This window comes from Alcaligenes sp. SJTW-7 (assembly GCF_047716895.1).
GTDB classification, from domain to species: domain Bacteria; phylum Pseudomonadota; class Gammaproteobacteria; order Burkholderiales; family Burkholderiaceae_B; genus Alcaligenes; species Alcaligenes ammonioxydans.
Genome location: NZ_CP136682.1, coordinates 916,254 through 943,188 on the forward strand (window position 1 = coordinate 916,254; position 26,935 = coordinate 943,188).

General features: G+C 58.3%; 22 protein-coding genes and 1 tRNA gene. 10 read left to right on the top strand and 13 right to left on the bottom strand.

From position 1 onward, the window contains the following. Positions 1-15: 15 nt before the first annotated feature. Positions 16-2,304, bottom strand: coding sequence for an NADP-dependent malic enzyme (locus RSQ48_RS04065; RefSeq protein WP_003803441.1), 2,289 nt, complete (start codon positions 2,302-2,304; stop codon positions 16-18). 152 nt (positions 2,305-2,456) lie between these two features. Between RSQ48_RS04065 and RSQ48_RS04070 the strand changes: the two genes are divergently transcribed. Beyond that, the gene (locus RSQ48_RS04070; RefSeq protein WP_240209006.1) at positions 2,457-3,449 is read left to right on the top strand and encodes a LysR substrate-binding domain-containing protein; all 993 of its coding nucleotides are present in this window, start codon (positions 2,457-2,459) and stop codon (positions 3,447-3,449) included. 137 nt (positions 3,450-3,586) lie between these two features. On the opposite strand, the gene RSQ48_RS04075 is transcribed toward RSQ48_RS04070, so the two are convergent. From RSQ48_RS04075 to dctP, 6 genes are read right to left on the bottom strand one after another with little or no spacing between them, the layout of a single operon-like run. Further along, positions 3,587-5,071 (bottom strand): aldehyde dehydrogenase, encoded by a 1,485-nt coding sequence (locus tag RSQ48_RS04075; protein ID WP_240209007.1) that lies wholly within the window; start codon positions 5,069-5,071, stop codon positions 3,587-3,589. Then, a complete protein-coding gene (locus tag RSQ48_RS04080) occupies positions 5,072-5,959 on the bottom strand; it encodes a dihydrodipicolinate synthase family protein (RefSeq protein ID WP_003803436.1) in 888 nt (295 codons plus the stop codon). It lies immediately after the preceding gene. A gap of 35 nt (positions 5,960-5,994) precedes the next feature. After that, positions 5,995-6,645: a GntR family transcriptional regulator gene (locus tag RSQ48_RS04085; RefSeq protein ID WP_240209008.1), complete on the bottom strand. Its 651-nt coding sequence runs from the start codon at positions 6,643-6,645 to the stop codon at positions 5,995-5,997. 25 nt (positions 6,646-6,670) lie between these two features. Beyond that, on the bottom strand, positions 6,671-7,990 hold the full coding sequence (locus RSQ48_RS04090; protein ID WP_240209009.1) for a TRAP transporter large permease: 1,320 nt from the start codon (positions 7,988-7,990) through the stop codon (positions 6,671-6,673). Next, on the bottom strand, positions 7,987-8,508 hold the full coding sequence (locus RSQ48_RS04095; RefSeq protein WP_003803430.1) for a TRAP transporter small permease subunit: 522 nt from the start codon (positions 8,506-8,508) through the stop codon (positions 7,987-7,989). Before RSQ48_RS04095 ends, RSQ48_RS04090 begins: the two co-directional genes overlap by 4 nt. A 26-nt stretch (positions 8,509-8,534) precedes the next feature. Then, on the bottom strand, positions 8,535-9,593 hold the full coding sequence (gene dctP, locus RSQ48_RS04100) for a TRAP transporter substrate-binding protein DctP (protein WP_003803428.1): 1,059 nt from the start codon (positions 9,591-9,593) through the stop codon (positions 8,535-8,537). 550 nt (positions 9,594-10,143) lie between these two features. Between dctP and RSQ48_RS04105 the strand changes: the two genes are divergently transcribed. Together RSQ48_RS04105 and RSQ48_RS04110 are read left to right on the top strand one after the other, a co-directional pair. Continuing rightward, positions 10,144-10,218 (top strand) — tRNA-Arg (locus tag RSQ48_RS04105). 1,052 nt (positions 10,219-11,270) lie between these two features. Then, complete coding sequence (locus tag RSQ48_RS04110) at positions 11,271-11,750, top strand: low affinity iron permease family protein (RefSeq protein ID WP_240209010.1); 480 nt, start codon at positions 11,271-11,273, stop codon at positions 11,748-11,750. Between the two features lie 27 nt (positions 11,751-11,777). Here RSQ48_RS04110 and RSQ48_RS04115 read toward each other — a convergent pair whose 3' ends face one another. Further along, entirely contained in the window at positions 11,778-12,389 is a 612-nt protein-coding gene (locus RSQ48_RS04115; RefSeq protein ID WP_003803424.1) for a ferritin-like domain-containing protein, read from the bottom strand. Between the two features lie 325 nt (positions 12,390-12,714). On the opposite strand from RSQ48_RS04115, the gene RSQ48_RS04120 reads away from it, so the two are divergent. Then, positions 12,715-13,140, top strand: a complete 426-nt coding sequence (locus RSQ48_RS04120) for a PACE efflux transporter (RefSeq protein ID WP_003803423.1) — start codon at positions 12,715-12,717, stop codon at positions 13,138-13,140. A 74-nt stretch (positions 13,141-13,214) separates the two neighbouring features. Here the strand turns inward: RSQ48_RS04120 and RSQ48_RS04125 are convergent, their stop codons facing one another. Further along, the gene (locus tag RSQ48_RS04125; protein ID WP_003803422.1) at positions 13,215-13,604 is read right to left on the bottom strand and encodes a winged helix-turn-helix transcriptional regulator; all 390 of its coding nucleotides are present in this window, start codon (positions 13,602-13,604) and stop codon (positions 13,215-13,217) included. Positions 13,605-13,755: 151 nt separating this feature from the next. Between RSQ48_RS04125 and RSQ48_RS04130 the strand changes: the two genes are divergently transcribed. Then, on the top strand, positions 13,756-14,367 hold the full coding sequence (locus tag RSQ48_RS04130) for an NAD(P)-dependent oxidoreductase (protein WP_003803421.1): 612 nt from the start codon (positions 13,756-13,758) through the stop codon (positions 14,365-14,367). 496 nt (positions 14,368-14,863) lie between these two features. Here the strand turns inward: RSQ48_RS04130 and RSQ48_RS04135 are convergent, their stop codons facing one another. The 3 genes from RSQ48_RS04135 to xerD all read right to left on the bottom strand — a co-directional run bounded on the left by RSQ48_RS04135 (position 14,864) and on the right by xerD (position 17,618). Further along, entirely contained in the window at positions 14,864-16,090 is a 1,227-nt protein-coding gene (locus tag RSQ48_RS04135) for an MFS transporter (protein ID WP_003803419.1), read from the bottom strand. Positions 16,091-16,211: 121 nt separating this feature from the next. Beyond that, the gene (gene ybaK, locus RSQ48_RS04140) at positions 16,212-16,706 is read right to left on the bottom strand and encodes a Cys-tRNA(Pro) deacylase (RefSeq protein WP_003803417.1); all 495 of its coding nucleotides are present in this window, start codon (positions 16,704-16,706) and stop codon (positions 16,212-16,214) included. 15 nt (positions 16,707-16,721) lie between these two features. After that, positions 16,722-17,618, bottom strand: coding sequence for a site-specific tyrosine recombinase XerD (gene xerD, locus RSQ48_RS04145; RefSeq protein ID WP_039943829.1), 897 nt, complete (start codon positions 17,616-17,618; stop codon positions 16,722-16,724). A 185-nt stretch (positions 17,619-17,803) separates the two neighbouring features. Here xerD and modA point away from each other — a divergent pair, with 185 nt between their 5' ends. The 3 genes from modA to RSQ48_RS04160 are packed head-to-tail and all read left to right on the top strand — an operon-like array spanning position 17,804 to position 19,950. Then, positions 17,804-18,553, top strand: coding sequence for a molybdate ABC transporter substrate-binding protein (gene modA / locus RSQ48_RS04150; protein ID WP_003803413.1), 750 nt, complete (start codon positions 17,804-17,806; stop codon positions 18,551-18,553). A gap of 18 nt (positions 18,554-18,571) precedes the next feature. Further along, positions 18,572-19,252: a molybdate ABC transporter permease subunit gene (modB, locus tag RSQ48_RS04155; protein WP_415302180.1), complete on the top strand. Its 681-nt coding sequence runs from the start codon at positions 18,572-18,574 to the stop codon at positions 19,250-19,252. Further along, positions 19,249-19,950: an ATP-binding cassette domain-containing protein gene (locus RSQ48_RS04160; RefSeq protein ID WP_003803409.1), complete on the top strand. Its 702-nt coding sequence runs from the start codon at positions 19,249-19,251 to the stop codon at positions 19,948-19,950. The genes modB and RSQ48_RS04160 overlap by 4 nt, the downstream gene beginning before the upstream one ends. Here the strand turns inward: RSQ48_RS04160 and RSQ48_RS04165 are convergent. Beyond that, the gene (locus RSQ48_RS04165) at positions 19,940-20,752 is read right to left on the bottom strand and encodes a TOBE domain-containing protein (protein ID WP_039943730.1); all 813 of its coding nucleotides are present in this window, start codon (positions 20,750-20,752) and stop codon (positions 19,940-19,942) included. The genes RSQ48_RS04160 and RSQ48_RS04165 overlap by 11 nt on opposite strands. 108 nt (positions 20,753-20,860) lie before the next feature. On the opposite strand from RSQ48_RS04165, the gene RSQ48_RS04170 reads away from it, so the two are divergent. Together RSQ48_RS04170 and RSQ48_RS04175 are read left to right on the top strand one after the other, a co-directional pair. After that, on the top strand, positions 20,861-23,509 hold the full coding sequence (locus RSQ48_RS04170; RefSeq protein ID WP_415302181.1) for a hypothetical protein: 2,649 nt from the start codon (positions 20,861-20,863) through the stop codon (positions 23,507-23,509). Beyond that, positions 23,509-26,934 carry a UvrD-helicase domain-containing protein gene (locus RSQ48_RS04175; protein WP_003803402.1) on the top strand — a complete coding sequence of 1,142 codons (3,426 nt, stop codon included), beginning with the start codon at positions 23,509-23,511 and terminating at the stop codon, positions 26,932-26,934. Before RSQ48_RS04170 ends, RSQ48_RS04175 begins: the two co-directional genes overlap by 1 nt. The last annotated feature ends 1 nt before the right edge of the window (position 26,935 follow it).

The following is a 26,935-nucleotide window of genomic DNA, read 5'->3' on the forward strand; positions in this document are numbered from 1 at the left end:
TTCTGCCTAGAGGCTTTAGCCGCGATTGGCCTGCAGCACAGTCAGTGCGGTCATATTGATGATGCGACGTACCGTTGAGCTGTAAGTCAGGATATGCACTGGGGCATTGGCGCCCATCAGGAAGGGCCCGATGGCCACGTTGCTGCCGGCAGCCGTTTTGAGCAGGTTGTAGCTGATATTGCCGGCGTCCACGTTCGGGCAGACCAGCAAGTTGGCCGAGCCTTTCAGTGGGGAGTTGGGCAGGGTGCGGCTACGCAGGGCCTCGTCCAGCGCGCAGTCGGCATGCATCTCGCCATCAACCTGCAGGTCAGGGGCCTGTTCCTGAATCAACTTCAGGGCTTCGCGCATTTTGGGGCCCGACGCGGCCGAGTCCGAACCGAAGTTCGAGCGCGACAGCAGGGCCACTTTGGGCTCCAGGCTCAAGGTGCTGAGCATGCGGGCTGCTTCAATTGTGTATTCCGCTATTTCCTGCGCATTGGGGTCGTCATTGACATGGGTGTCGGTCAAGGCCACCGTGCGCTCGCCCAGCAACAGGATGTTCATCGCGGCATAAACGCTGGAACCGGGCTTGCGTCCGATCATCTCGTCGATGTAGCGCAAGTGGTTGTGATAAGAGCCGATCGTGCCGCAGATCATGCCATCGGCATCACCCAGGTGCACCATGGTGGCGCCGATCAGCGTCAGGCGGCGGCGCATTTCCACCCGTGCCATCTCTTTGCTGATGCCGCGACGGCACATTTTTTCCCAGTAGGTCGTCCAGTACTGGTGGAAACGGTCGTCAGACTCTGGATTGGTCACTTCAACGTCCACACCCAGGCGCAGGCGCAGGCCGAATTTTTTGATGCGGGACAGCAGGACAGCGGGGCGGCCCACCAGAATCGGATGAGCCAGTTTTTCGTCCACGATCACCTGCACCGCACGCAGCACACGCTCTTCCTCGCCCTCGGTAAAGACGATGCGGGCTTTGCCGCCTTCACGTACCAACTGCTTGGCAATGGCGAACACGGGCTTCATGAAGGCGCCCGAGTGATAGACAAATTGCTGCAGCTTGGCAATGTAGCCTTCCAGGTCTGCGATGGGGCGTGTCGCAACCCCTTCTTCCATGGCAGCCTGGGCCACGGCAGGGGCGATACGCACGATCAGACGGGGGTCAAAGGGCTTGGGAATCAGGTAGTCGGGGCCAAAGCTCAGGCCATAACCGCCATAGGCGGCCGCCACGGCTTCGTCCTGCTCTTCTTCCGCCAGCGCGGCAATAGCACGCGCTGCAGCTTTTTCCATGCCGCGGGTAATGGTGGTGGCCCCCACATCCAGCGCACCGCGGAAGATGTAAGGAAAGCACAGTACGTTATTGACCTGGTTGGGGAAGTCGGAGCGACCCGTTGCCATGATAATGTCGTCACGAGCGGCCTTGGCCACCTCCGGCAGGATTTCAGGTGTGGGATTGGCCAGCGCCATCACGAAAGGACGGTCTGCCATTTTCTGCACCATTTCGGCTTTGAGTACGCCGCCGGCGGACAGGCCCAGGAACACATCGGCATCTACAATCACATCAGCCAGCTTGCGGGCTTCGGTTTCCTTGGCAAAACGGGCCAGTTCGGGCACTTGATGACCGGGGCGGCCTTTGTAGACCACGCCATCAATGTCAGTCACCCAGACGTTCTCTTCCGGCAGCCCCATATCCACCATCAGATCCAGGCAGGCCAGCGCGGCCGCACCGGCACCCGATGTGACGACTTTGATCTTCTTGATGTCTTTGCCGACGACTTTCAGGCCATTCAGAAAGGCGGCTGTCACACAAATGGCGGTGCCGTGCTGATCGTCGTGAAAGACGGGGATGTTCATGCGCTCGCGCAGTTTGCGCTCGACCTCAAAACATTCGGGTGCCTTGATGTCTTCCAGGTTGATGCCGCCGAAGGTCGGCTCCAGACCCGCGATGATGTCAACCAGTTTGTCCGGATCGGTTTCATTGATCTCAATATCAAACACGTCCAGGCCTGCAAACTTCTTGAACAGCACGGCCTTGCCTTCCATCACGGGCTTGGAGGCCAGGGCGCCAATATTTCCCAGACCCAGCACGGCGGTACCGTTGGAGATGACGCCGACCAGATTGCCACGGCCGGTATAACGGAAGGCATTTTGCGGGTCGGCCACAATTTCTTCGCAGGCGGCAGCCACACCAGGGGAATAGGCCAGGCCCAGATCACGTTGGCTGACCAGGGGTTTGGTCGCGGCAATGGTCACTTTGCCGGGAATGGGAAACTCGTGGTAGTCCAGGGCGGCTTGTCGATCTACAGGTGAACTCATCGTGTCCTCTTGCTCAGGCGCCAAACAGATGTTTGGTGAAATCCAGGGAAGGTCTGGCCACTCGTACGCCAGTACCGGTTTTCAACAAGTGTAGATAATTAATCTGGCGCGGCTATTAGGGCTTATTATTACCCTATTAGTAAAAGCTTATAATGGAAGGTAAAGGCTTGGAAACAAACGATATCGCGCATCGCTTGGTGCAACGGCTCAAGTTGCGCCATCTGGCCTTGCTGATCGAGATTGAACGTCTGGGTTCACTGACCAAAGTGGCGGATTTGATGGCCATGAGTCAGCCTGCAGTGACCCAGGCACTGGCCGAGGTCGAGCAGGTGTTTGGTACGTCGCTGTTTCTGCGTTCCTCCCGGGGTATGGAGGCCACTGCACAGGGGCAGATTGTGATTTCACGCGCCCGGGCGCTGGTCCAGGACATGGAATTGTTGAGCCTGGATTTGCAGGCCCACAGCCGGGGGCGTCAGGCTCATTTGCGTTTGGGCGTGATTCCACTGGTGTCCGGCAAGCTGGTGTCCACTGCTTTGCGGGCGACGCGTCCGCAGGGGCAGGTGGTGTCGGTCAGCATTACTGAGGGGCTGACAGAAACTTTGCTGGAGCAACTGCGCGATCATGCCTTGGATGCGGTGGTTGCACGCAGTTCCCCCGATCTGAATATGAAAGGGCTGCGCCATGAGGCCCTATATAGTCAGCAGCCGCGGCTGATTGCCAGCCGGGAGCTGGCGGGACGTCTGGGTCGCCGCAAACTGGACTGGGCGCAACTGCAGGACCTGGACTGGATTCTGGGACCACGTCATACCCCGATGCGACAGCAGGTAGCGAACCTGTTTTTGCGGGCTGGCCTGCCCGAGCTGGTGCCCAGCGTAGAAACATCCTCGCCCAAGTTGATCGGTGAGCTGATCGTAAACCATGCGCGTGCCGTGTCGGTGGTGCCTACTGAAATTGCCGAGGAACTGGTGCGGGTGTCGGGGGTGGCGATTGTGCCCTATTCCTTCGAGTGGGGCTTGGCACCCATTGCCCTGTTCACACGGATGGCGGGGTCCCAGCGTGCGGTGGACAAGCTGTTTGCTCAGGAACTCAAGCGTGTGTGTACCGACAAGACGGTACCGCTGGAGCGAGGGGCCTTCTTTTACTGAAGCCGTGGATGTTGGGGAGCGGAGGGCGGCCCTGGAAAGGATGCCGCCCCCGCAGCCCCTGGTCAAACTGGCGTACCAAGGGGCGGGGGCGTTGAAAGGCCGATCAGCTGTGGCGCCGCTTGCCGGCTCCAACCCACTTATTGGTTGACGTACCAGATCACCTTGGTTTGCTGGTACTGGTCCAAGGCTTCCATCCCCTTGTCCTTGCCGCCAAAGCCAGACTGCTTGAAGCCTCCAAAGGGCGCCGTGATATCGCCTTCGGAAAACCCATTAATGGAGACCGTTCCAGCCTTGATCTTGCGAGAGACGCGCTGGGCTCGACGTACGTCATGGGTATAGATGGAGGCGGCCAGGCCATATTGGGTGTCATTGGCCAGTGCAATGGCTTCTTCCTCTGTGTCAAAAGTGCTCACGGCAAGGACCGGGCCGAACACTTCTTCCTGAAACAAGCGGTCTTGCGGCGTGATTCCGTCGAAAATAGTGGGTTCGATGTACCAACCGCTGCCTAGTTCGCTGTGAATCCGCCCACCATGAACCAATTTGGCATTTTTGCCCGGGTTCTTCAGAAAGCTGGCGACTTTTTCAAAGTGTGCCTGCTCGACCATCGGACCAATCGCGACTTCTGGGTCTGTAGGCAGACCCACTTTCCAGGATTCCAGGCCCTGCTTGAGTTTTTGCAGCAGCGCGTCTTTCAGGCTGCTGTGAACAATCAAGCGTGAGCCGCAGCTGCAGTTCTCGCTCATGTTCCAGAAGGCTGCCGCCAAAATGGAAGGCACGGCCTCGTCCAGCACAGCATCGTCAAAAACGACTTGCGGGCTTTTGCCGCCGCACTCGAGCACGACTTCTTTCAGATTGCTTTCCGCCGAGTATTTCAGGAACAGTCGGCCCACGTCGGTCGAGCCCGTAAAAGAGACGATGTCCACGTCTTCGTGGCGGCCGAGCGGTTCACCGACCTGTTCGCCCGTGCCCGTGACCAGAATCAGCGCCCCTTCAGGAATGCCAGCCTGGTGCGCCAGTTGCGTCATCCGATAGGCGCTCAGGCTGGTCAGCTCGGAGGGCTTCACAATTACAGAGTTACCGCATATCAGGGCAGGTGCCACTTTCCAGGCGTACATCTGGGCGGGAAAGTTCCAGGGCAGCACGGCTGCCACGACACCAATCGGCTCTTTGGTAATCAGGCCCAGTGCCTCGGAGCCGGTTGGAGAAATGCGACCAAAGCATTTGTCGGCGGTTTCTGCATACCAGCGGAAGGTGTCGATGGTGGCTGGCATATCGGTATTCAGGCATTCCGTGATGGGTTTGCCGGCGTCCACACAGTCGAGCGCTGCCAGCTCCTGGGCATGTTGCTCCAGCAAGGCAACCCACTTGAGCATGATTCTTTTGCGCTCAGCCGGAGATTGTGCCGACCACTCGCCAGACTCGAAGCTGGCCCGGGCCGCGTTGACCGCCGCCTGCACGTCAGCCGCCTCTCCCGAGGCGATTTTGCCAATGACCGCTAGATCAATGGGGCTGATGTTATCGAGCTGGGCCTGGCCGGCCGCCTGATGGGCGGGGATCAGGTGCGAGGCATGCAGCTTGCCGGCGCGGGCCAGTGCAAGGACGGATTCTATCTGCGTGGACATTCAGGCCTCCTGTGCCAGTTGGAAGGTGTTGAGTTGTGCCAGAAACTGATCGCGCTCCTCGGCCTCGACGGGCAGCAGCGGCAAGCGAACCTGGCCCACATCAATGCCATGGCGGATGCAGCCCAGCTTGGCTTTCTGGTTGTAGTTACCGGATTCCATGGCCGCGATCGCGGGCAGCATGGCGCTCATCATCTGGCGCACGCTGGCCCAGTCTTCACGTTCGGCCGCTTTCAACATTTGTACCTGTTCCGCAGGAAAGACGTTGGCTCCGCCGCTGATCCAGCTGCGAACGCCCCAGAACAAGAAGTCGGCTGCCTGATCGTCGCAGCCGCACACCACCTGAAAGTCAGGAAGATTGGCGTTCACCATGGCCACGACCCGGCTGAAGTTGCCGCTGCTCTCTTTGATACCCACAATGTTCTTGACCTGGGCCAGCTCGTAGACGGACTCCAGCTCAATCTGGATGCCAATGCGGGCTGGAAAGTTGTACATCACGATCGGCAGGTCGGTTGCAGCGGCCACTTCCTTGAAGTAGGCGATGACCTCATTTTGTCCGGGCAGGCTGTAGGGTGTGGGTGAGAGCATCAGCGCCTCGTAGCCCAGCTCTTCTGCCTCGCGGATGCGGCTGATGGCTTCGGCCGGTGACAGGGAGTTCACGCCGGCAATCAGGGTGGTGCGGCCCCGGCCGGTCTGCGCCACGATTTCCAGCACGCGGCGGCGCTCTTGTGCGCTCAAGGCGTAGTATTCTCCCGTCGTTCCGCAGGCCACGATGCCTCCCACGCCTGCTTCAATGAAACAGTTCACCAGACGTACCAGCGCGTCTTCATTTAACTGGTTGTTGGCGTCAAAGGGGGTAACGATAGGAACGAGAATTCCGTTCAGCTTCATGATGTCTCCAGATTATTAGGTGTTGGTCTATAGCGTTATTCAATGACTTTGCGGGTGAAGGCACTGAGGTAGGCCATCAGTGTCTCCGAGCCCTGCAAGGCCTTGTCGGGATCGCCGTCCTGAATGCCTTGAGCCAGGGTCAGATGGGCCTGCGCTCCGGCTTCCAGATCGCCTTCATATTGGTAGGCATACCAGAATCGTCGGCATTGAACGATCATGGGGGTGACGGCTTGTACAGCGAAGGTGTTGCGGCAGGCCTGATGGATCACCTCATCCAGATGCTGGTCTGCCAGCATGTAGGCGTCGATGTCTTTGGCGTCGGCGGCGTCTACCATGGTCTGTGCGTGAGCCAGCAAGGTGCTGCGCTGGGCCGGGGTGGCCCAGCGGGCTGCGCCTTGCACAATCAGACGTTCCAGGACCCGACGCGTTTCGATCAGGGTTAAATGCTCTGCTACGCGGATTTCGCTGACGCGCAGCCCGCGGCGTGGTTGCTGCTCGATCAGCCCCAAGGCCACCATGCGCATCAGGGCTTCGCGCAAGGGGGTACGCCCAAGGCCCGTCATTTCCACCAGATCACTTTCCACAATGGCCTGGCCAGGCTCCAGTTTGAGTGTGGCAATTAACTGCTCAATCGCTTGGTAGGCGACTTCAGCGGCACGAGAAGAGGGGGAGGGGGCGCTACTCACAGGGACTCCAATATAAAAAATGGCATTAGAAGCCGGATACTTGCTGGGGCAGCCAAGTGGCAATTGCCGGGAACAGGGCGACGATCAGCAGGGTCAGCAGTTGGGCAAGAATGAAGGGCAGAACACCCCGGCAAACCTGCCCGTAGCTCATGTCTTTCGGGGCAATCGACAAGAGATAGAAGATCGACGAGGCCAAGGGAGGCGTCAGGTAACTGGTCTGAATCACAACGATGACCATCACGCCAAACCATAAGGGGTCCAGGCCACTTGCCACAATAAAGGGCAGGAACAAGGGCACGCAAATGAGCACGTTGGCGGTCCAGTCCAGCACAAAACCCAGCAGGAACACAATAGCCAGGAACAGGATGATCGTACCGGTAGTGCCCAGTCCCAGATCGCTGGTCAGCATTTGCACCAGTCTGGCGCCGCCATTGGCAGCAAACGCCCCGGTAAACATGGTGCCCCCGGCCACAATCAACATGATCATGGCGGTAATGCGCACGGTAATGCGCAAGGCGCCGCTAAAGACCGTCCAGTTGAACTGACGATAGAACATGCACAGAACAGCCGCAGCCGCAGCGCCCAGGGCGGCTGCCTCGGTGGGGGAGGCGATGCCTTTCATCAAGGAGCCCAATACAGCGATGATCAGCAGCATCATGGGAACCAGACCACGCATGGTGATACTGATTTTTTCTCCGATAGGCCGGCGCATGTCCTCGTCATCGGCTCGTGGGCCCAGCTCCGGCTTGAGCGTGGTGGCAATGAGGATATAGGCCACAAACATGCCAGTCATCAGCAGACCGGGAAAAAGCATGGCCGCAAACAATTCCCCTACCGGTACCTGGGCCAGGGAGGCATAGACCACCGCCACCACCGAGGGTGGAATCATGGTGCCTAACGATCCGCCAGCGCAGATCGTGCCTGCAATCAGGGAGTTGTTGTAGCGAAAGCGCTTCATGGCTGGAATGGCCATCAGCCCGACCATGATTTCCACCGCCCCGACCACGCCTGCGGCAGCGGCAAAGGTAGCCGCCATGGCGATGGTGGCAATGGCCAGCCCGCCAGGCAGTCCGCCCAGCCAAAGCTGCATGGTGCGAAACAGGCGTGCAGCAATGCCTGAACGCTCCAGCAAGGCGCCCATCAGCACAAACATGGGAATGGCCGACAGGATATGGTTGGTGGCCGCTCCGTACAAGGCGCCATACATCTGGTCAAAAATCATGGGGCCAAAGGCGTACCACCCTGCCAGAAAGGCGGGCAGAATCAAGGCAAATGCTACCGGCATGCCCTGAAAAATCAGCATGAACAAGGCTGGGAACATCAGTGCGGCGACCCATAAATTCATGGCGTCACCTCCGTGTGCTCAGGGCCCGCTTGCTTGGCGGCACAGCGCACGCCATGCGCCAGCAGTTGCAGGGTAAAGGCGATCAGGCCCAGGGCGATGCAGGCGTAAAACGGCCACATGAGCGGAGCCCAGGGGCTGACCATCTCGACCTCATTCAGTTTCCAGGCCATCCAGGCTTTGTGAATGCTGACTTTGCTCAACACGGCAAACAAAGGAAACAGCACCAGCAGATACAGGACCAGGTCTGAAATGCGAGCAAAGGACTTGGGCAAGTGCTTGCGAACCACATCAATGCTGATGTGTTCGTTCTGGCGCATGACCCAGGCCGTGCCCAACAGGAAAATGGCACCGTTCATCATGTAGGCCACATCGAACGCCCAGACCGTGGGGGCATGCAGAACGTAGCGTGCAAAGACTTCCCACACCATGGCCGTAACCAGAATGGCTGCGGCCAGTTCTGCCAGCCTGGCGCTGGCAAGGGCGATCAAGTCGATCAGTTTTGAAATAGGCTGCAGCATGGCAGCTCTCCTTCAGAAAGTAGGACTTAGTCGCGGATCAGGTAGTTGCTTTCGCTGCGCCAGCGGTTCAGAAACCCATCGTAGTCGGCGAGCAGGTTTTTCATGTAGTCGTTGCCCGACTGTGCCTGGGCGTCGGCTTTCTTGTGAACCCAGTCATTACCGGCATCGGCCAACTGTTTGATGAAGGCAGGGTCCAGCGTAATGACCTCGTTGCGCCCCTGACGATACTTTTCCATGGCCTTGATGTCGGCGTTATAGAAGTAGTCCAGCGATTGGTGGGTGGTCAGCTCTGCGGCAGCCTCGATAAGCTGTTGCAGATCGGCGGGAACTTTGTCCCAGGTGTCTTGCTTGAGCACGACTTCCCACATGAAGGTGGGCTGGTGTACACCGGGCACGACGATATACTTGGCCGCCTGATGAAAACCTTCGGGCGTGTTCGAGGAGGGGGTGGCCCATTCCACCGCGTCTACCCCTTTGCGCTGCAACAGCGTGTAGGTGTCGCCAGGGGGCACAACCGTGGGAACGGCGCCGAAATAGTCTTTCATCACATCCGCCCAGGCGCCAGACGTGCGGTACTTCAGACCCTTCAGGTCCTCTGCGGTACGGATGGGGGTGTTGGAGTGGGCCATGACTTCCGTGGACCCCAAACCCACAATCATGGTTTTCAGCCCACTTTTGGCGCGCAGCTCCTGCAACTTTTCCTTGCCGCCGCCTTCATACAGCCAGACGCGGTACGCATCGGGCCCCATACCACCGGGATAGCCCGCAAAAATGGCATTGGCCGGGTCCTGATTGACCAGGTAGCTGGAGGTGGAGTGACCCGCTTCCACCACACCTGTCTCTACCGCTTCAAATACCTTGAGGGCGGGCACGATGACTCCGGCCCCAAAGGGTTGGATCTCAACGCGGTCACCCGTCATCAACTTCACATTCTTTGCAAAGCGCTCCAGAAAGTTCTGGTAGAACGGAGAACCCTCAGGTACGGAAGTGGGAACGCGCCAGCTGATTTCGGCTGCCTGTGCCAGACTCATGCCGCCCAGTAAAAACAAGCCGGCAAGCGTGGATGCACCAAGTTTGGTTTTCATGTTTGTCTCCAGTGGTTTTTTTATCGTCCCGCTCTGTCAGGGGCCTGAGGCCATGGCGAGAGCATGGAAAGCATCTTAATATTTTATAAATATATTAACAACATATTTAGATTGGGGTTTGTCCTAAACCGTTGTGCAGGGCTAGCCGGTGGCTCAGGCAGACGGAGAGGCTTGGAGAGGGAGACCTGCGCCACTTGTTAAATAGCAGGTCGATGTGTACCGAGGAGCCTAGGGCGCGACGCAGGCGGTGCGCCGGGGGAGGGATACGGATGAGGGGGCTTTTCGATGGCCCGCGAACGGACTGGATCGTGGGTTTGCGTGTTTCGGGTCTTTCGTCGCTGCGGTCTAGCTGATACACTTTGCGGCTGCTTTTCTGCGTGAAGCGCCGTGGGTGGTTGATAATCCGTCAGACGCGGTAAGGCCTAACCAGAAAGTGTGTTTGCGGTCATTTTGCAGTCGATGGGGCAGAACGGGGGCTTAACCCTCCCCTCTCGTTTGTGCTTATGTGTACGTGTCGACTCTGCATTGCTGGCTGGCAGAAACGCCCGCCGGGCCCATAGTTAAATGGATATAACTTTCCCCTCCTAAGGGAAGATTGCAGGTTCGATTCCTGCTGGGCCCGCCATTGCTGGGTAGGAAGCCGATCTGGCTGTATCGTCCGCCACGCTTCTTTTTGACACCCCAGACGTTCCCTCCTGATGTGATCCCTGACATTCTGCGCAGAATCGGGGGCTTGGCGTGTGTCCACCTCTTTTCAGGGAGCCAGCCTTGTCACGTGAAAAACAAGGCTGGCGGCAGACCCGCGCCCGGCGGGTCCGGCCAACAAGGCGGAAGATCGCAGTGGTGGCGAAAGCGCATCGCGCTAATGGAGAGGTCGCTTGCCTAGTTCCTTGAGCGAGTGACGGTGCGCGTTGGCTGCACTCCATGTGCTGACCGAGTTTCGTGTGGAAGACAGGTAGTCATTTAAATCCCCGCTCCAAAGTTTGAATCCCAGGCAACTTTCCCATTTGTCTTGCTGATAAAGCCAGTAAGTTTGGCAGACGGTGCAGCAAAACAGACTTTGTATTCCTTGAGCCCCGCAGTTTTCTGCCTGGGTGACGCGTTTCATATAGGTATGTTTTGGGGTGTGCGCCTTTGAAAGAGGCAGGTTTTGGCACAAAATGCACATGCCTTTATGGTCGATTTTGCCCACTTCTTGCTCCTTTTTAAATAAAGGCGATGAATAGGGTGTTTGAAAAAAGACTGCAAGCTACTTTCTACAAAAACTATCAAACTGAAAGCAAGCTAGTCAGACCGCATCTTACAAATCTTGATGTGTCTTGGGTAGTGTCACCTGTAAAAAAATATTTCGTTCGCAAACAGCCGTAAATCGAGGGGACCAGCAAGCCTTGGAAACGTGTGCTTATGCTCAGACATTGCCCGCTTGCCGCAGGTCTGAGCCGCGCTGCAACAAGTCTGCGCAGCCGCAAGGCATGTGAGCTTTCGCGCCTTGTGCTCAGTTGCTGGCTTTGGGGGCCGTCAGGGCGAAAGGGGCAGCGTACGTGTGGTTTACCGAGCCATCGGGCGGAAAATATGTCATGGTTTGAAACCTGTTTTAATTTTGCCCAGTTTCGTTTTTATTTGAAATATATGCGGCTAAGCCCGGACTACACTGCCTTTATTTAGGAGGGATTAGCCATGAAAAACGACAAGGATTTTCTGGACAAGGACGAGATGTTTTCCTCGGATTGTCGGGATCAGTCGCCACCGTTTGTGAAACCTTGCAAACCTGATTCCATAGACGGTTTTTTCGACCGTTTCGCCAAGGCAGTGACACGCTTTGCCGGCTCTCCTATCATGTTTTCCGTTGCGGTGCTGGCTGTGCTGGTATGGGCCTTGTCCGGCCCTTATTTTAATTATTCGGAAACCTGGCAGCTAATTATCAATACCGGCACCACCATTATTACGTTTTTAATGGTGTTCTTGATTCAGCAAAATCAAAACAAGGACAACAAGGCCATACACATCAAGCTCGATGAACTTATTATTTCCTTGACGGATGCCAATGAGCGTCTGATTGATGTGGAAGAGCTGGATGAGAAACAGCTCAAGAAGCTGGAGGCCTACTATTCTGCGATTGCCTTGAAGGCACGCCGCCGTCTGGATGGGGACGCATAAAGAAAAAGGGCCGTAAGGCCCTTTTTATTAAAGCATTTTGCTGCGTTGCTGCTCGGCCCGTGAGGCTCCGATTGGTGTTTCGACCTGTTTTTGCTCTTCCGGTGGGGGCAGCACGGCGGGAAAGCCCAAGGACTGAATCCAAAGTTCGCGTGACCAGCCTTGCGTATGGTAGAGGTGGTGACCTTCATCGGGCGCGACTGCATCATGGGCCTGTTTAAGCAAGGAGGCCAGTGTCTTGTCCTTGCTTTGTTCGCCAACCAGTCCAATCAACTGCCAGTTCAGGTGATCTTTGGTTTCGGCCAGAATGACACATTCAGAGGCCACCAGCTCAGCAGCGTTGGGGTCGCCCGCTTGCTTGGCCAGTTCCATGGCCTTGACCAGCGCCGTGGCGATATGCTTTAAGACTTGTCGGCCAGGAGTTTGCTTAGCAGGGTCCAGGTTCAGCTGCTCGAAAATACGCATTAACACTTGTTGATGTGTCATGGTTTCGTCCAAATAGCCTTCCCATTCTTTTTTCAGGTCCGGGTTCTGTGCGCAGGAGATGGCCGACTTATAGACTAGTTCCCCGCCTAATTCGGTTTCCAGGGCTTGATACAGAAGTTCATGCAGCTGTTCGGTGTTGGCTTTATGGCTTGTCATCGTTCGCTCCAGTCCAAAAGTTAAGGTAGGAAGCTTCACCTTAAAGGCTCTGGCGCTAACAGATTATGCGATTTGATGGGGAGTGATACGGGCTGTGAATGACGTAAGCCCCAGGTAACAAACGGCGTGTGTTCAGGTTGAAAAGGCTTATTGCCGATGACTGGCTAAAGCCCTTGCCGGCTTGTGGTAGGATTGTGCGCTTTATCGCAGTGACGGTGCCGGCTCAAAGGGCTGCCGCAGCGGGCTGCGACTCATTGTTGAACGCATCGTCTCGTCCGGCTGGGTGTTCTCCAGTGCCAGGCTGATGCACTGCAGCAGGGTAGTCATGACACTCCAAGGTTGGAAACGCCGCGTTTTTTACGTGGGTTTGTTTGAGTTTTTTGCTATTGTTTTTTCATCCTTCTTGCTGGCGTATTTTGCCGGGGGCAAGGCATCCGAGTCCGCCCCTATCGCTGTGGCGATCTCAGTCATTGCGATAGTCTGGAATTATGTGTTCAACACGGCGTTTGAACACTGGGAGGCCCGACAAACCGTCAAGGGCCGCAGCCTGTTACGCCGCAGTGTGCATGCCATTAGTTTCGAGGCCGGCCTGGTGGTGTTTATCGTGCCTTTGTACATGTGGTGGTATCAGGTTGGCCTGTTGGAGGCTCTGCGTATGGAAGTGGCCATTCTAGTGTTCTTCCTGATTTACTCCTTCATCTTCAGTTGGACGTTTGACCGTGTGTTTGGCTTGCCGGCCAGCGCCGCCTGAGCCTGGGGGTCGATGAAAAAGCCGCGTAAAGCGGCTTTTTTCTTATCCGGCCAGGGCTGGGCTTCCCGGTCTGTTCAGCCCAGTTCAGCTTGCCGGCGTGCCTGGCAGATGCGGGCGTGATGGATATCGGCCCATTTCACCAGTTCTCTCATGGGCGTCAGAAAGGACTGCCCCAGGTCAGTGAGTGTGTACTCCACGCGCGGCGGGACTTCCGCATAGAGCGTTCGCTGAACAAACCCGTCTGTTTCCAGGCGTTTGAGAGTCCGTGAGAGCATTTGGCGCGATATATCACCAATTTCCCGGCCTAGCTCATTAAAGCGCAGGGTGCCTGGCGCCAGGGCTTCCAGAATCAGCAGGCTCCACTGGTCGCCAATGCGATCCAGCACATCTCGAATGGGGCAGGGCTGCGCAAATTCTTCTTGCAAAGGACGGGGAGCGGGTGGAGCAGTGCTCGATGAGGGCATGGCTGAGGATCTTCCTGGGTTCAATAGTCACCTTCGTGTGACCTGGTCTGGCCGATGTGACTTCTTGTGGTCGCTCAAAAAACTGTCTAGCATCACACTTAATGGTCTATTTTATAGACCAGGTCTTTATATGAGCACACAAGGAGCGTTTATGTCTCGTATTGCATTGATGGGGGCTTCTGGCGAAGTCGGCTCACGCCTGTTAAAAGAGCTGTCGGATCGTGGTCATACGGTGACAGCGATTGCCCGCCATCCCGAAAAAATAGTCAGCCTGCCCAATGTCAGGGCTGTTCAGGGTGATGTGAATGATCTGGATGGATTGATCGCACTGTTGAAAGGACACGATATTGCGGTCAGCGCAGTTCGTTTTGTGTCCTCAGATCCTTCCAAGCTGATTACGGCGGTTCGGGCGGCCGGTGTGCCGCGTTATCTGGTGGTGGGTGGCGCAGCCAGTCTGGACGTGGCCCCCGGTCAGCGATTGATTGATCAACCTGCCTTCCCGGATGCTTATCGAGCCGAGGCGCTGGGTGGCATCGCCTTTCTGGATCAACTGCGTCAAGAAAAAGAGCTGGACTGGACGTTCTTGTCGCCCTCCGCCGAGTTTGGCCCCGGCCAGCGCACGGGCACGTTCCGTATTGGTACAGACAGTCTTTTGGTGTCCGACCAAGGCAGCAGGATTTCTTACGAGGATTACGCCGTCGCGTTGGTCGACGAAATTGAGCGACCGGCTCATTCGCGACAGCGCTTTACCGTCGGTTATTGAGCCAGGAGCGGGATAGTGGGAGGATGTGATCTGATGGGCATCTCCAATTTTGTGGGCGGGCTTTTTCTGGTTGGGCACAAATGCAGCGTTGGCTGTCAATTCGCAAACTCGTGATGGGGGCAGGAAGAACGCCATCGTAAGTGAGTGATCGATTTTTACGATAGCGTCTTTAAACCGTACCGTATCGGGTTCAGGAAGCCGTGTTTGTCGCGCCGAGGACTATATCCAGCCCCATCCGCAAGCGCCAGACGGCAAGATCATGGAGCATTGGGTGGTGATTCAGGCTGTGCCGCAGGCCACCATTACTATCAACACCCTGTTTCAAGCCCAGTTGCGTGGGCTTGATGCTCTGCGCCGGTGTAAAGAGGGCGTATGGGTACCAGAAATAAAAGACCCGCCATCACTGACGGGTCTTTTTGTTGTAGGGGCAGTTAAAAGGACTGTTTTACGGACCAGCGTTTTTGCTGTTGTTTGGCAGGGTTTCACGTCCGGCCGCCTAAGCCGTCTGCATCCTGATCTTGGCTTCGCGGATCGGCAGATTGACGATGGCGGCCAAGGTGGCCAACGCAATATCGGCCCACCACATCCAGCTATAGTCCCCGAATCGGGTTAAGGCAATACCGCCTAGCCAGGCCCCTAGAAAACCGCCAATCTGGTGTGAGAACAAGGCCAGACCAAACAAGGTAGCCAGATAGCGTGTGCCAAATAGCTTGGCGACAATATTGGCCGTCGGCGGCACGGTAGCCAGCCAGGTCAAGCCCAGGCCCACCGCAAAAATATAGAACACCAGATCGGTTTTGGGCATCATCAAGTACCACAGAATCAGTACGGCCCGCGACGCATACATCAATGCCAATACGTATTTGCTGCGCCAGCGGGCAATGCAGGAACCGGCGGCAATGCTGCCAAAAATGTTTGCCAGACCAATCAGTGCCAGCGACCAGCTGGCTACCGAAGGGGGCAGGCCGCACAGATCAATTTCGCCCGGCAGATGCGTGACCAGAAAGGCAATATGAAAGCCACAGGTGAAAAACCCCAGGCTCAGCAGCAGGTAGCTGCGGTCTTTCATGGCATTTTTGAGGGTCTGGGCCAGGCCTGGCCCGCTGGCAGGCGGTGCCGGCGTGAAGGCCACTGCTTTCTGGGCCTTGTTGCCCACGCTGAGTTTGCGAATCAGTGGCAAGGTCAGCAATGCCGTTAGCGCCAGGACCCAAAACGTGGACATCCAGCCGACCCAGCCGATCAGTTTTTGAACCACAGGTGCAAAGACAAACTGGCCGAAAGAGCCGCCTGCATTGATCAGACCCGACGCCTGTCCACGCGCATGATCGGGAATGCGCTGGGCGGCGGCACCAATCAGCGTCGAGAAGCTGGCGGCGCCCGAGCCGATATTGGCCAGCAGCCCCAGCGTCAGTGTCAGGCCCAGGCCGGTGCCAATAAAAGGGCTTACCGCGCAACCCAGAGCCAGAATCAGCAGGCCCGCGATCAGTACCCGATCGGGGCCCCAACGGTCAGAGCACGCACCGGCAATCGGCTGGATTGCGCCCCAGGCCAGTTGCCCCACGGCCATGGCAAAGCTGATGGACAGGATGCCCATGCCGGTTGCTTTATCGATGGGGCCAACGAACAGGCCAAAGGATTGACGTATCCCCATGGTGACCATCAGGATGCCAGCAGCAGCCAAGGTCACCGTCATGACGGCAGGCTGGCGCAAAGATTGAAACATGGGGTCCCCTCTGATTATGCAGGCCTGAATTATCTGGCGAAAAGCCAAGCCGGTGCAATCACCTGGCCGGATGTGACGCGACTGGGCGGACAGTGTGGCTACATCTTGCCGCCCGATGCGCTCAGCCTTTTTCCAGACCGGCCTGTACCGGGCGCGCTCCCAGCACGTCGATCAGTACCTGGGGATGAATACCCAGCAAATAACCGCGTCGTCCGCCATTAATGTAAATGGTCTCGAACGCCAGCAATTCTTCTTCTAACCAAACGGGCATGGCTTTACGGGTAGCAAAGGGTGAGGTGCCGCCGACCAGATAGCCGGAATGCCGCTGGGCGACTTCGGGTTTGCAGGGGGCGATTTTTTTTGCCCCGGTTTGCCGAGCCAGGTTTTTGGTGGAGACTTCGCGGTCGCCGTGCATGACGATAATCAAGGGTTTGGCGTTTTCATCTTCCATGATCAGGGTCTTGGCGACCCGGTGCAGGTCCAGGCCCAACTGGGCTGCCGCTTCCATGGCTCCGCCGTGGTCGACATAGTTGTAGCTGTGCTCGCTAAAGGAAATGCCTTTTTTACGCAGCCACTGTGTGGCCGGTGTTTCGCTGACGTGTTTTTCTTTTGCCATATCGTGCTTGGGCGCTCAGGCGCGTGGGTGATGGGCCGCGTGCAGTGCTTTCAAGCGTTCACGCGCCACATGAGTATAAATCTGGGTGGTGGAAATGTCGGCATGTCCCAGAAGCATCTGCACCACGCGCAAGTCCGCCCCATGATTGAGCAGATGAGTGGCAAAGGCATGGCGAAGAACATGCGGGGACAAGGGGGCCAGGATACCGGCCTGGAGTGCATATTTTTTGACGATCAGCCAAAAAGACTGTCGGCTCATGCAGGTGCCGCGACCGGTAATAAACACAAAGTCGCTGCGCCGCTGTCCCAGTAAAGCGGGTCGGGCTTCGCGTAGATACCGGTCGACCCAGTGCATGGCTTCCTGCCCCAGGGGAACCAGCCTGTCTTTGCCTCCCTTGCCTTGGTCAATACGCAGTACGCCATCACTCAGGCTCAGGTTCTGCAAGGGTAATTCAGTCAGTTCGGTGACACGCAAACCGCAGGCATACAAGGTCTCCAGCATGCAGCGGTCGCGCAAGCCCAGGGGATGGTGGATATCTGGTGCGGCGAGCAGACGCTCGACCTGTTCTTCAGACAAGGTATGCGGGACACGCGGCGCCTGACGGGCACTGCTCAGTTCCAGGCAGGGGTCGTCCTGGCGCATGCCTTCCTGTACCGTCCAGTTGTAAAAGCGACGCAAGGTGGCCAGCCGCCGGTTGGCGGTGCTGGCCTTGCTCTGATCGGCTTGACTGGCCATCCATTCGCGCAAATCGCTGGCTTGCAGCTGTTCCAGGGCTTTGCCGTCGCGTTCGCGCTGCGCCCATTCCTGCAGGCGTTCCAGATCCTGCCGATACGCCTGCTGCGTGTTGGCGGCTAGGCCGTCTTGCAACCAGAGCATGGTGATGAAATCGGATATCAGACTGGCTGGCGTCATGAAAGAAAAGTGCTCAAGCGTGGCTGTCAGCGTGCCGTGGGCAACGCGGATCACAGGGGAAAGCCGCCATGCTATCACTCTCGGATGATGAACTTCATTCGGCAAGGGGCGCTGACTTGCGCTATATACCTATATATATTTCCTGATTATACTCATGCCCTACACCCGTTCCGGAGGAGAAAATCATGTTCAAACGTGTCGTATCGGTAGCCGCCTTATCCCTGTTTCTGCAAGGCACAGCCCAAGCCGATGAGTTGGTGGTGGCCGCTGCTGCCAGCCTGACCAATGCCTTCAAGGAACTGGCAGGCCAGTTTGAGGCTGAAAACCCGGGCACCAAAGTGCTGACCAGCTTTGCCGCCTCGGACGTGTTGCTGCAGCAGATCATCAACGGTGCCCCCGTGGATGTGTTCGCCTCGGCAGATCAGAAGGCCATGAACAAGGCCGAGCAGGCCAAGGTGCTTGACCCTGCTACACGCAAGAATTTTGTACAAAATCAGGTTGTGCTGATTGTGCCTGCTGACAATCCTGCCAAAGTGACCAATGCCGGCGATCTGGGCAAGCCCGAAGTCAAGCGCGTGGCTTTGGGCAACCCTGCTGTCGTCCCCGTTGGCCGCTACACCCAGGCGGCTTTGGAAAAAGCCGGGCAGTGGGAAGCCGTGAAGCAACGCGAGATTCTGGGGCAGAATGTGCGCCAGGTGCTCGATTATGTGGCTCGGGGGGAGGTGGAAGCCGGGTTTGTTTTCGCAACGGATGCTGCCATCATGAGCGACAAGGTTCAGGTGCTGGAAGTACTCAAGACGACCGAGCCGGTCACTTACCCCATCGCGCTGGTCCAGCGTGATGGTCGTCACGACAAGGCGCAGGCCTTCCAGGATTTCGTCATGTCCGAGTCTGGCCAGGCAGTGCTGGCAAAATACGGTTTTGCCCAACCTTGACAGGATATTGATTGCAGGATGACTTCACTTTGGATTCCCCTGAGCCTATCGCTCAAGGTCGCCGGTTGGGCGACCCTGCTGGCCTGTGTGCTGGGTATAGGGCTGGCCTATGCCCTGTCGCGCTGGCAGTCGCGCTGGTGCGATCTGCTCGACTCCGTCCTGACCTTGCCCATGGTTTTACCCCCTACGGTGATCGGCTATTACCTGCTGGTTCTGCTGGGCCGGCGCAGCAGTGTGGGTCAGTGGCTCTCCAGCATGGGGATTGAACTGGTGTTTACCTGGCAGGGGGCGGTAATAGCTGCGACGGTGGTCGCTTTCCCGATGATACTGAAAGCGGCCCGCGCCGCGTTTGAGGATGTGGACCCGCGTTTGGAACATGCTGCCAGTGTGCTGGGCCTCAAACCCTTGGCGATCTTCTTTCGTGTCAGCCTGCCTCTGGCGGCGCGTGGCATTATGGCCGGCGTCTTGCTGGCCTTTGCCCGTGCCCTGGGCGAGTTTGGGGCGACCTTGATGATTGCCGGCAGCATACCGGGTCGTACCCAGACCATGTCGATTGCCATTTACGAGGCCGTCCAGGCGGGCGAGGATCAGCAGGCCCTGGTGCTGGTGGCGATTATTTCAGTGACGTGCGTACTGGTCTTGTGGAGTACCAGTGCGCTGTCACCACGTCATGTGCGTCGTAAAAGAGGGATGCAATGAGCCTGACGGTACAGATTCAACGCAGCGTGTTCAGCGAGGCGCGCCGCTTCGAGCTGAATATACAGATTCAGACCGAAGCCCGTCATATCGCCCTTTATGGGCCTTCGGGTTCGGGCAAGTCTTTGACGGTGCAAAGTGTGGCCGGTTTGTTGCGCCCTGAGCGTGGCCGCATCCAGATTGACGGGCAGCTTTATTTCGATTCCGAGGCAGGCATCAATCTGAAGCCGCGCGAGCGCCGGGTCGCTTATCTGTTTCAGGATTATGGTCTGTTTCCGCACCTGACTGCTGCACAAAATATCTGCTTTGGCCTGAACAAGGGTTTGTTCAATCGCTCTGTACGGACCCTGCCCGCCGCCGCCCAGCGATGGGTCGAAGCGTTTGAGCTGGAGTCGGTGCTTGGCAGCTACCCGGCCCAGTTATCAGGCGGGCAAAAGCAACGCTGTGCCTTGGCACGGGCCCTGGCGCTTGAACCGCGGTTACTGTTGCTGGATGAGCCTTTGGCTGCGCTGGATCAGGACTTGCGCAGCCGTTTGCGCGCCGAGCTGGCCCAGTTGCAAAAGCAGATTGATATTCCTACCATCCTGATTACCCATGACCCCGAGGATGCCCGAGTGCTGGTCGAGGAGGTCTATCGCATTCGGGATGGGCGCGTCCTGGAGTGCTGTGCCAGCGCGGACTTGAGCGCGCTTACAGCGTAGCAATCATCACACTGGACGCTTTGAACAGGGCATAGGCTGCCTGGCCTGCTTTCAGTTGTAGATGCTCGGTGCTGTCCAGCGTGATGCTGGCAGTGACTGTCAGGCCCTGTGGCAGCTCCAGGCGGACTTCGGCATTGACCGCACCGTTAATGACATCCGTAATCGTGCCAGGCAACTGATTGCGTGCGGAGAGCGTGCTGCGTGTGTCACTGGTCCCAATCATGATCGAAGACGATTTCAGAAAGGCCAGCACTTTCTGTCCTTCGCGCAAGCCCAGGTTCTCAGTGCTTTCATGGGTGATGGAGGCCACAACCGTTTGGCCCTGGCCAATGTCCACATGAATTTCATCGTTGACGGCACCGGCCTTGATCGTGGTGACGATGCCGGGAAGCTGGTTGCGAGCCGAGGTTTGCATAATCATGGTTTGGAGTAACTCCATCTGAGTGGCTACGGTAGGCATCAAACGGCCAATACGGTTCATGAAACGCTGGTGCAGCCGGTCATAGGTCTGATAGAGCTCCAGCAGTTCTTCGGCTTTTGGGGTCAGGGTGGCACCGCCGCCGCGATGGCCTCCGGTGCTGCGCAGCACCAGGGGTTCGCCCGCCATATTGTTCATGATGTCGATGGCGTCCCAGGCCGCCTTGTAGCTGATGCCAATATGGCGAGCCGCGGCAGAGATCGAGCCTTGCTCGGCAATGGCAGCCAGCAAAGCCATGCGGCGTGCGCTGCCCCAGGTATGGTCGCCAGTACGCAGCGACAAGCTGCCGGTTAATTCAGTGTTGGGGGTGTTTGAGCTAGACATGGTGCTAAGTGTAAGTGCGGGAACAAACAAGTGATAGAGCGTCGGTACAATGGCCCGGTCAGCGCTGCTTGCTGTTCTGTTTTCTTGCAACCTTAACTGGTTTTTTCTATGTACGACACCCCTGCCGTTTCCCTGGCTCATTTGCAGACGCTTAACAGTGCGCAGACGATTGTTTTGACGGTGAACAAGCGTTATGCGCGTCGCCTGCTCGGGCACCTGTCGGCTCGTCTGGCCGGTGCCGGGGGGACAGTGGCGGTACCGGAAATTGTGCCCCTGGGCGCCTGGCTGGCACAGGCCAGTGATCAGCTGTGTTTTTCCGAACAGTGGCAGCCTGCGGCGCACCAGATGGATCGCTTCGCTGCCTTGCAGCGATGGGAGCACAGCATCGAGCAGTGCGAGGAAGAGGGCTATTTTCTGGATGTGGGCCAGGCAGCGCGGCTGGCGTGCGAGGCCGACACCTTGCTGGATGAATGGAATATCGAGCTCAAGCCCGGCGAAGCCAGTGTGGACTTCGAACGCTTCATGCAGTGGCGCGCTCACTATCGGCAAAGCCTGGCGCAGGCGGATCTGGATGACGCCAATCTGGCTGCGCAACGCGTCTTGGCCGCCGTGCAGGCCGGCGCCTTGCATATTCGTCATCGCCATATGGTGCTGCACGGTTTTCACGAGTACTCGCCGCGTCTGCAAAGTCTGTTGAGCGGTTTGCAGCAATTGGGGGTCGAGATTTTGCGCCTGGAGCATGAAGAGCCTGTGGCCACGGAGGTCCATCGGGTGCAGGCGCAGGATGCGGATACCGAATGGCGTCAGGCGGTCCAGTGGGCGCGGCGCCAATTGGACGAGGACCCCAGTCGCACCGTGGCGATTGTGGCAGCGCAGCTGGAAACACAATTGCCACTGGTGCACAGGCTCTTGCGGCAGGCCATGCACACGGATCAGGGGGCCTTGCCCTATAACGTGGCCGCGGCCCGCTCCCTGGCCGATTGGCCGGTGGTGGCCGCGGCCCTGGCCTGGCTGCAAGCCTTGTTTACCCTGGCGACCCGGGGACAGGCGGAACCGGCGCTGCTCGGACAGGCGTTGCGTCTGGGCGCCTGTCAGGCGGAACAGTCCGAAGCGGGTGGCCGCGCCCGTATTGACAAGGCGTGGCGTGACAATCGCATCACCCGGGTCAGTCGCACAGAGTTCGCTGACATGCTCAGCTTCCACACGCCCGAGCTGGCCCTGGCCTGGAACCGGGCCATGGATCGCTTTGCAGCGGTGTCCAGCGGCGCTCAAGGAGTGGATGCCTGGGCCTCAATCATGCGTCAGTGTTTGGAAGCCCTGGGCTTTCCAGGAACCTCGATGCTGGATAGTGCTCAGTTCCAGACCTTGGAGGCTCTGGAGGCCTTGCTGCTGCAACTGGCGCAACAGGCACCTGTCCTGGGGCGTGTCAGTCCTCTGAAGGCGCAAAGCACGCTGGCCCGTATGGCCCGGGAAAATTTGTTTCAGCCGCAGCGCGACCCGCGCTCCCGACTGGACGTACTGGGTTTTCTGGAAGCAGAGGGCGGGCGTTGGGACGCTGTGTGGGTGCTGGGCCTGACCGACGATATTTTGCCTGCCGCCGTCAAACCGAATCCCTTGATTCCGGCTCAGGTTCTGCGTCGTGTACAAGCCCCCCGCAGTACGCCCGAGCGTGAGCTGGAGTGGGCTCGCTGGATATTGAGTGCATTGCTGCGCTGCGGAAAACAGGTGTTGTTAAGTGCCCCTTTGCATCAAGGTGAGCAGGCGCTGCGGCCCAGCCCCTTGATTATGCAGTGGCCCGTGCTGGACATGCCCTGGGCGGTGCAGGCAGGGTCCGCAGCCGCTCAAGAAGCGCTGCTCGACGAACAGGGGCCAGGCCTGCAACAGGAAGAACGCATACGGGGCGGGATCAGTGTGTTGGATACGCAGGCCCGCAATCCCTTATGGGCGTTTGTGAAGTTCCGTCTGCATGGACAGGCACTGCCGGATTACGCCCGTGTGGGCGATATGAATACACGCGGCATGTTTCTGCACCGTGCCGTTGAATTGTTTTGGCTGCGCGTGAAAGATCAGGACTGTTTGCATGAACTGATGGGCGGGGGTTCACTGCAGGACGTGGTGCAATCGTGCATCGATCAGGCCGCCCAGGAAGAACTGGCAGATTACGGTCCGGTACTGCGCAGTCTGGAGATGGAGCGCGGCCGTGCAGTCTTGTGCGAGTACGCGCATCAGGAAGCTCAGCGCCCCCCATTTGCGTTGGGCGCGACGGAGCACGAGTTGCGGTGGAGTCGGGGTCTGCTGAGCCTGAACCTGCGTCTGGACCGTCTGGATGATCTGGTCGGGGGTGAGCAGTTGCTGCTGGATTACAAAACCGGCATAGGCGAGCTGAGGCCGGACAAGGACTGGCTGCGGCCCAGACCAGTGAATCTGCAATTGCCGTTTTATGCCGCGGCTCTGCAAGACGAGGGGCGCACGGTCAGTGGGCTGGCTTTTGTGCGTCTGCACGCTCGTCAGGTAGGCTTGAGCGGCTTGGCTGCGCCCGGCATGGATATTGACGGCCTGACCGAACTGGAAAGCGCGCAGCAATGGACGGCGCAGATTGCACAGTGGAAGCAGGCGGTCGAAGGACTGGCTGATGAGTTCCTGCAAGGGCAGGCTGCCAATCGAATCTGGAACCGCAACGATTTGCTGTATTGCGATGTTCTGCCTTTTTTACGCTTGTTTCAGGAAGACCTCCAGGATAATGGAGGCGAGGTGTGATGCTGACAGTCCCTAGCGATAGTGCCGCCCGAGCCCGGGCCCTGGACCCCGACTCCTCTTTTCTGGTGCAGGCCCCGGCCGGTTCGGGCAAGACGGAGTTGCTGACCGACCGGATTCTGGCTTTGCTGGCGCGTGTGCAGCGGCCAGAAGAAATCGTGGCGATTACCTTTACCCGCAAAGCCGCTGCTGAAATGCATGCGCGCGTGCTGGAGAAGCTGGCCGCAGCCCATCAGGAACGACCGTCCGAGCCCTACCGGGTACGCAGTTGGGAACTGGCGCGTGCCGCCATGCAGCGCAATCAGGAGCAGCAATGGGATTTGCTCGCGTATCCGGCGCGTTTAAGCATTCGCACCATCGACTCTCTGTGTGCTCATCTGGTGCGCGCCATGCCCTGGATTACGGGGCTGGGCGGCGTGCCGGCCATCACGGACAAGGCCCAAGAGCATTACGAAGCAGCCGCCTGGGCCACGCTTGAAATGGCTGAAAGCGTGCCCAGCGTGGCCCGTTTCCTGGAACATATGGATGTGAATCTGCTGCAGGCGCAAGCCTTGTTGGCGAGCATGTTGGCCAGCCGGGATCAGTGGCTGCCTGCCGTAGGGCAGGGTGGCGATGTGGCCTTTTTGCAGGACAGCTTGCGCGAAGTGGTGGAGCAGCAGTTGCAGCAGTTAAGCGACGCTTTGCCGCCGGGCTGGGCGCAGACACTGGCACCTGTGGCTTGCTTTGCAGCCTCGAATCTGGAGGCGGGCGATGTGTTGGCCCTGGCCGATTGGCAAGGCGATCCGCTGGCCCCGGTCATGGAGGACGTGCCGCGCTGGCGGGGATTGGCTGCCTTGTTGCTGACCGAGACGGGGAGCTTGCGCAAAAGCCTGACAGTGCGCAACGGCTTCCCACCCAAAACCGCACAAAAAGAAATCCTGACGGAATGGTTGGGCAATTGTCTGGGCACCGAACCCTGGATAGCCCGTTTGGCCAGTGCGCGGCTTTTGCCCGAACAGTATTCTGCTCAACAGCAAGAGGTTCTTGCCAATCTGATACAGGTCCTGTGGTTGGCTGCGGCGCAGTTGAAACTGCGTTTTGCGGAAAAAGCTGAGGTCGATTTCACCGAAATTGCGCAACGTGCCTTGCAAGCCCTGGGCGACGCCGACGAGCCGGGCGAGCTGCTGTTGCGGATGGACCGATCCATACGTCATTTGCTGGTGGACGAGTTTCAGGACACCAGCCAGTCCCAGGTACAGTTGCTGGAGCGTCTGACCAGTGGCTGGGAGCCGGGCGACGGACGCAGCCTGTTTCTGGTGGGCGATCCCATGCAGTCCATTTACCGTTTCCGCAAAGCGGAAGTCGGTTTGTTCCTGCAAGTCTGGCAAGCTCGACGACTGGGCGAGGTTGAGCTGGAACCACTGAATCTGAGCAACAACTTCCGTTCGCATCCGCGCTTGGTGGAATGGGTGAACCAGGTGGGGGCGCAACTGTTTCCGGCTCGCCCCGACCCGGATTTGGGGATGGTCACTTACGAACACTCGACGGCTTTCAAACCTGATATACCCGAGTGGGCTGTGCATTTTCACCCCTGCTGGCACTTTCGCGTTGCGCGGGGTGAGGATGCCATGCCGTCTCAGCAGGCGGCTCAAGAGCGTGCGGTACAAGAGGCCGTTCAGTGTGCCGCGCAGGCCCTGGAACGCTACCAGGATAGCGAGCATCCGGTGGCCATTTTGGTGCGGGCACGCTCACATTTGCACGGCCTGGTGCGCAAGCTGGGGGAGCAGGGCATTCCCTGTCGTGCCGTGGAGCTGGAGCCTTTGCAACAGCGCCCCGTGGTGGCGGACCTGGTGCAATTGGTGCGTGCCTTGGCACATCCGGCCGATCGCCTGGCCTGGCTATCCGTCTTGCGCTCGCCGCTGATCGGCTTGCGTCTGGAGAGTTTGCATCGCCTGTGTGCGCTGTATCCCACGCAGACCTTGGCAGAGCTGAGTTCTGGCCTCAGTGCCAGCCCCGTCATGCACGGTGAGCTCCAGCAGGCCCAGGCGCAAACGGGTCGACAGGAGCTCTCATCTGACGGCGGTAACGCTGTTACTGCCCGCCCGGAGCGTTTTTCTCATCCTTCACGTTTTCAGGACTGGGACGCGGATGAGCGTGCGCGTCTTTTATTTGCCTGCCAGATCTTGCTGGACAGGGGCAATCGCAGTGGCTTGATGCCCTTTGCGGCTTGGGTGCAGGAATGCTGGACGCGTCTGGGCGGGCCGCAAGTCTATCCAAGTCTGGCCGATCAGGCCGACGCTGAGCAAGTGTTGCGTTTGCTGGAAGAGCTGTGCCCTTATGGCCCGCCCGATCAGCAGCAGTTTCAGGCCCGTGTCGAGTCGTTGTACGCCACCCCACAAGGCACGGGTAAGGCAGTGGAGGTGATGACGATTCACAAATCCAAGGGTCTGGAGTTTGAAACGGTGATCTTGTTTGGGCTGCACAAGCAGTCGGCCAACGATTCCGAACCCTTGATTCGCCTCGAACACAGTGCCGACCGTCTGATCTTGGGGCCTATCAGCCACAAGGGCAGCGAGCAGCGCGATCCCGTGTCTCAATTTTTGGCCGCGCGAGAGCGTATACGGGCCGAGCAGGAAAGTCATCGCCTTCTGTATGTGGCGCTGACACGCGCCCGTCAAGAGCTGCATTTATTTGGTGAGCTGAGCATTACCCAGGACAAGGGGCTGCGTGAACCGGATGGCCGCTCTTTGCTCAGTCGCCTCTGGCCTGTGCTGCAGCAGCCGCAGGCTCCTGTGTGGCAAGCCGAGCAGGGCAGCCAGCACGAGGAGCCCGGGCAAGGCCCTGCTGCACTCTTGCAGCGTGTGGTGAGCCTGCCCGCCGCGCCGCCCGAGCAGTTGCAGACTGCCAGTTCGTCATATCAAAGCTGGCAGTGGTCTCTGGATACGACTCATGAAAAAGCCATTGGTACGGTTGCCCACGACTGGCTGGAAAAGCTGGGCCGTGAAGGTCTGGACCCGTGGCCGGTAGAACGTTTGCAGCAAAGCCGCACAGTGATGCGTCGGCAGTTGTTGCGGGCCGGGGTGCCTTCGACCTATCTGGATGACGCTGCCCAATCTCTGTTTGAAGCGATTATCGCAACGGTACAAACCGAGCGTGGCCGCTGGTTGCTGGGTGTCAGCCGGGCTTACCGGGAATGGTCCTTGCTGGACGTCAGTGGCCGGGTGTCGATTATCGACTTGGCCATCTCGCAGGAGGATCACTGGCTGGTGGTGGATTACAAGACCGGGAGACCTGCCGAGCATGAAAGCCTGGACGATTTCAAGGCCCGGATGCTGGATCGCTATGCACCACAATTGCAGCGTTATTGCGAACAGGTGCAGGCCCTGGACGGGCGTCCCGCGCAGGCTGCGCTTTATTTCCCGCGGGCTGATCTGTGGCTGCCATATTAAT

Excerpts from the sequence above, each read along its gene's own strand:
- RSQ48_RS04065 (WP_003803441.1), bottom strand. The coding sequence starts at position 2,304 with ATGAGTTCACCTGTAGATCGACAAGCCGCCCTGGACTACCACGAGTTT.
- RSQ48_RS04070 (WP_240209006.1), top strand. The coding sequence starts at position 2,457 with ATGGAAGGTAAAGGCTTGGAAACAAACGATATCGCGCATCGCTTGGTG.
- RSQ48_RS04075 (WP_240209007.1), bottom strand. The coding sequence starts at position 5,071 with ATGTCCACGCAGATAGAATCCGTCCTTGCACTGGCCCGCGCCGGCAAG.
- RSQ48_RS04080 (WP_003803436.1), bottom strand. The coding sequence starts at position 5,959 with ATGAAGCTGAACGGAATTCTCGTTCCTATCGTTACCCCCTTTGACGCC.
- RSQ48_RS04090 (WP_240209009.1), bottom strand. The coding sequence starts at position 7,990 with ATGAATTTATGGGTCGCCGCACTGATGTTCCCAGCCTTGTTCATGCTG.
- RSQ48_RS04095 (WP_003803430.1), bottom strand. The coding sequence starts at position 8,508 with ATGCTGCAGCCTATTTCAAAACTGATCGACTTGATCGCCCTTGCCAGC.
- dctP (WP_003803428.1), bottom strand. The coding sequence starts at position 9,593 with ATGAAAACCAAACTTGGTGCATCCACGCTTGCCGGCTTGTTTTTACTG.
- RSQ48_RS04110 (WP_240209010.1), top strand. The coding sequence starts at position 11,271 with ATGAAAAACGACAAGGATTTTCTGGACAAGGACGAGATGTTTTCCTCG.
- RSQ48_RS04115 (WP_003803424.1), bottom strand. The coding sequence starts at position 12,389 with ATGACAAGCCATAAAGCCAACACCGAACAGCTGCATGAACTTCTGTAT.
- RSQ48_RS04120 (WP_003803423.1), top strand. The coding sequence starts at position 12,715 with ATGACACTCCAAGGTTGGAAACGCCGCGTTTTTTACGTGGGTTTGTTT.
- RSQ48_RS04125 (WP_003803422.1), bottom strand. The coding sequence starts at position 13,604 with ATGCCCTCATCGAGCACTGCTCCACCCGCTCCCCGTCCTTTGCAAGAA.
- RSQ48_RS04130 (WP_003803421.1), top strand. The coding sequence starts at position 13,756 with ATGTCTCGTATTGCATTGATGGGGGCTTCTGGCGAAGTCGGCTCACGC.
- RSQ48_RS04135 (WP_003803419.1), bottom strand. The coding sequence starts at position 16,090 with ATGTTTCAATCTTTGCGCCAGCCTGCCGTCATGACGGTGACCTTGGCT.
- ybaK (WP_003803417.1), bottom strand. The coding sequence starts at position 16,706 with ATGGCAAAAGAAAAACACGTCAGCGAAACACCGGCCACACAGTGGCTG.
- xerD (WP_039943829.1), bottom strand. The coding sequence starts at position 17,618 with ATGACGCCAGCCAGTCTGATATCCGATTTCATCACCATGCTCTGGTTG.
- modA (WP_003803413.1), top strand. The coding sequence starts at position 17,804 with ATGTTCAAACGTGTCGTATCGGTAGCCGCCTTATCCCTGTTTCTGCAA.
- modB (WP_415302180.1), top strand. The coding sequence starts at position 18,572 with ATGACTTCACTTTGGATTCCCCTGAGCCTATCGCTCAAGGTCGCCGGT.
- RSQ48_RS04160 (WP_003803409.1), top strand. The coding sequence starts at position 19,249 with ATGAGCCTGACGGTACAGATTCAACGCAGCGTGTTCAGCGAGGCGCGC.
- RSQ48_RS04165 (WP_039943730.1), bottom strand. The coding sequence starts at position 20,752 with ATGTCTAGCTCAAACACCCCCAACACTGAATTAACCGGCAGCTTGTCG.
- RSQ48_RS04170 (WP_415302181.1), top strand. The coding sequence starts at position 20,861 with ATGTACGACACCCCTGCCGTTTCCCTGGCTCATTTGCAGACGCTTAAC.
- RSQ48_RS04175 (WP_003803402.1), top strand. The coding sequence starts at position 23,509 with ATGCTGACAGTCCCTAGCGATAGTGCCGCCCGAGCCCGGGCCCTGGAC.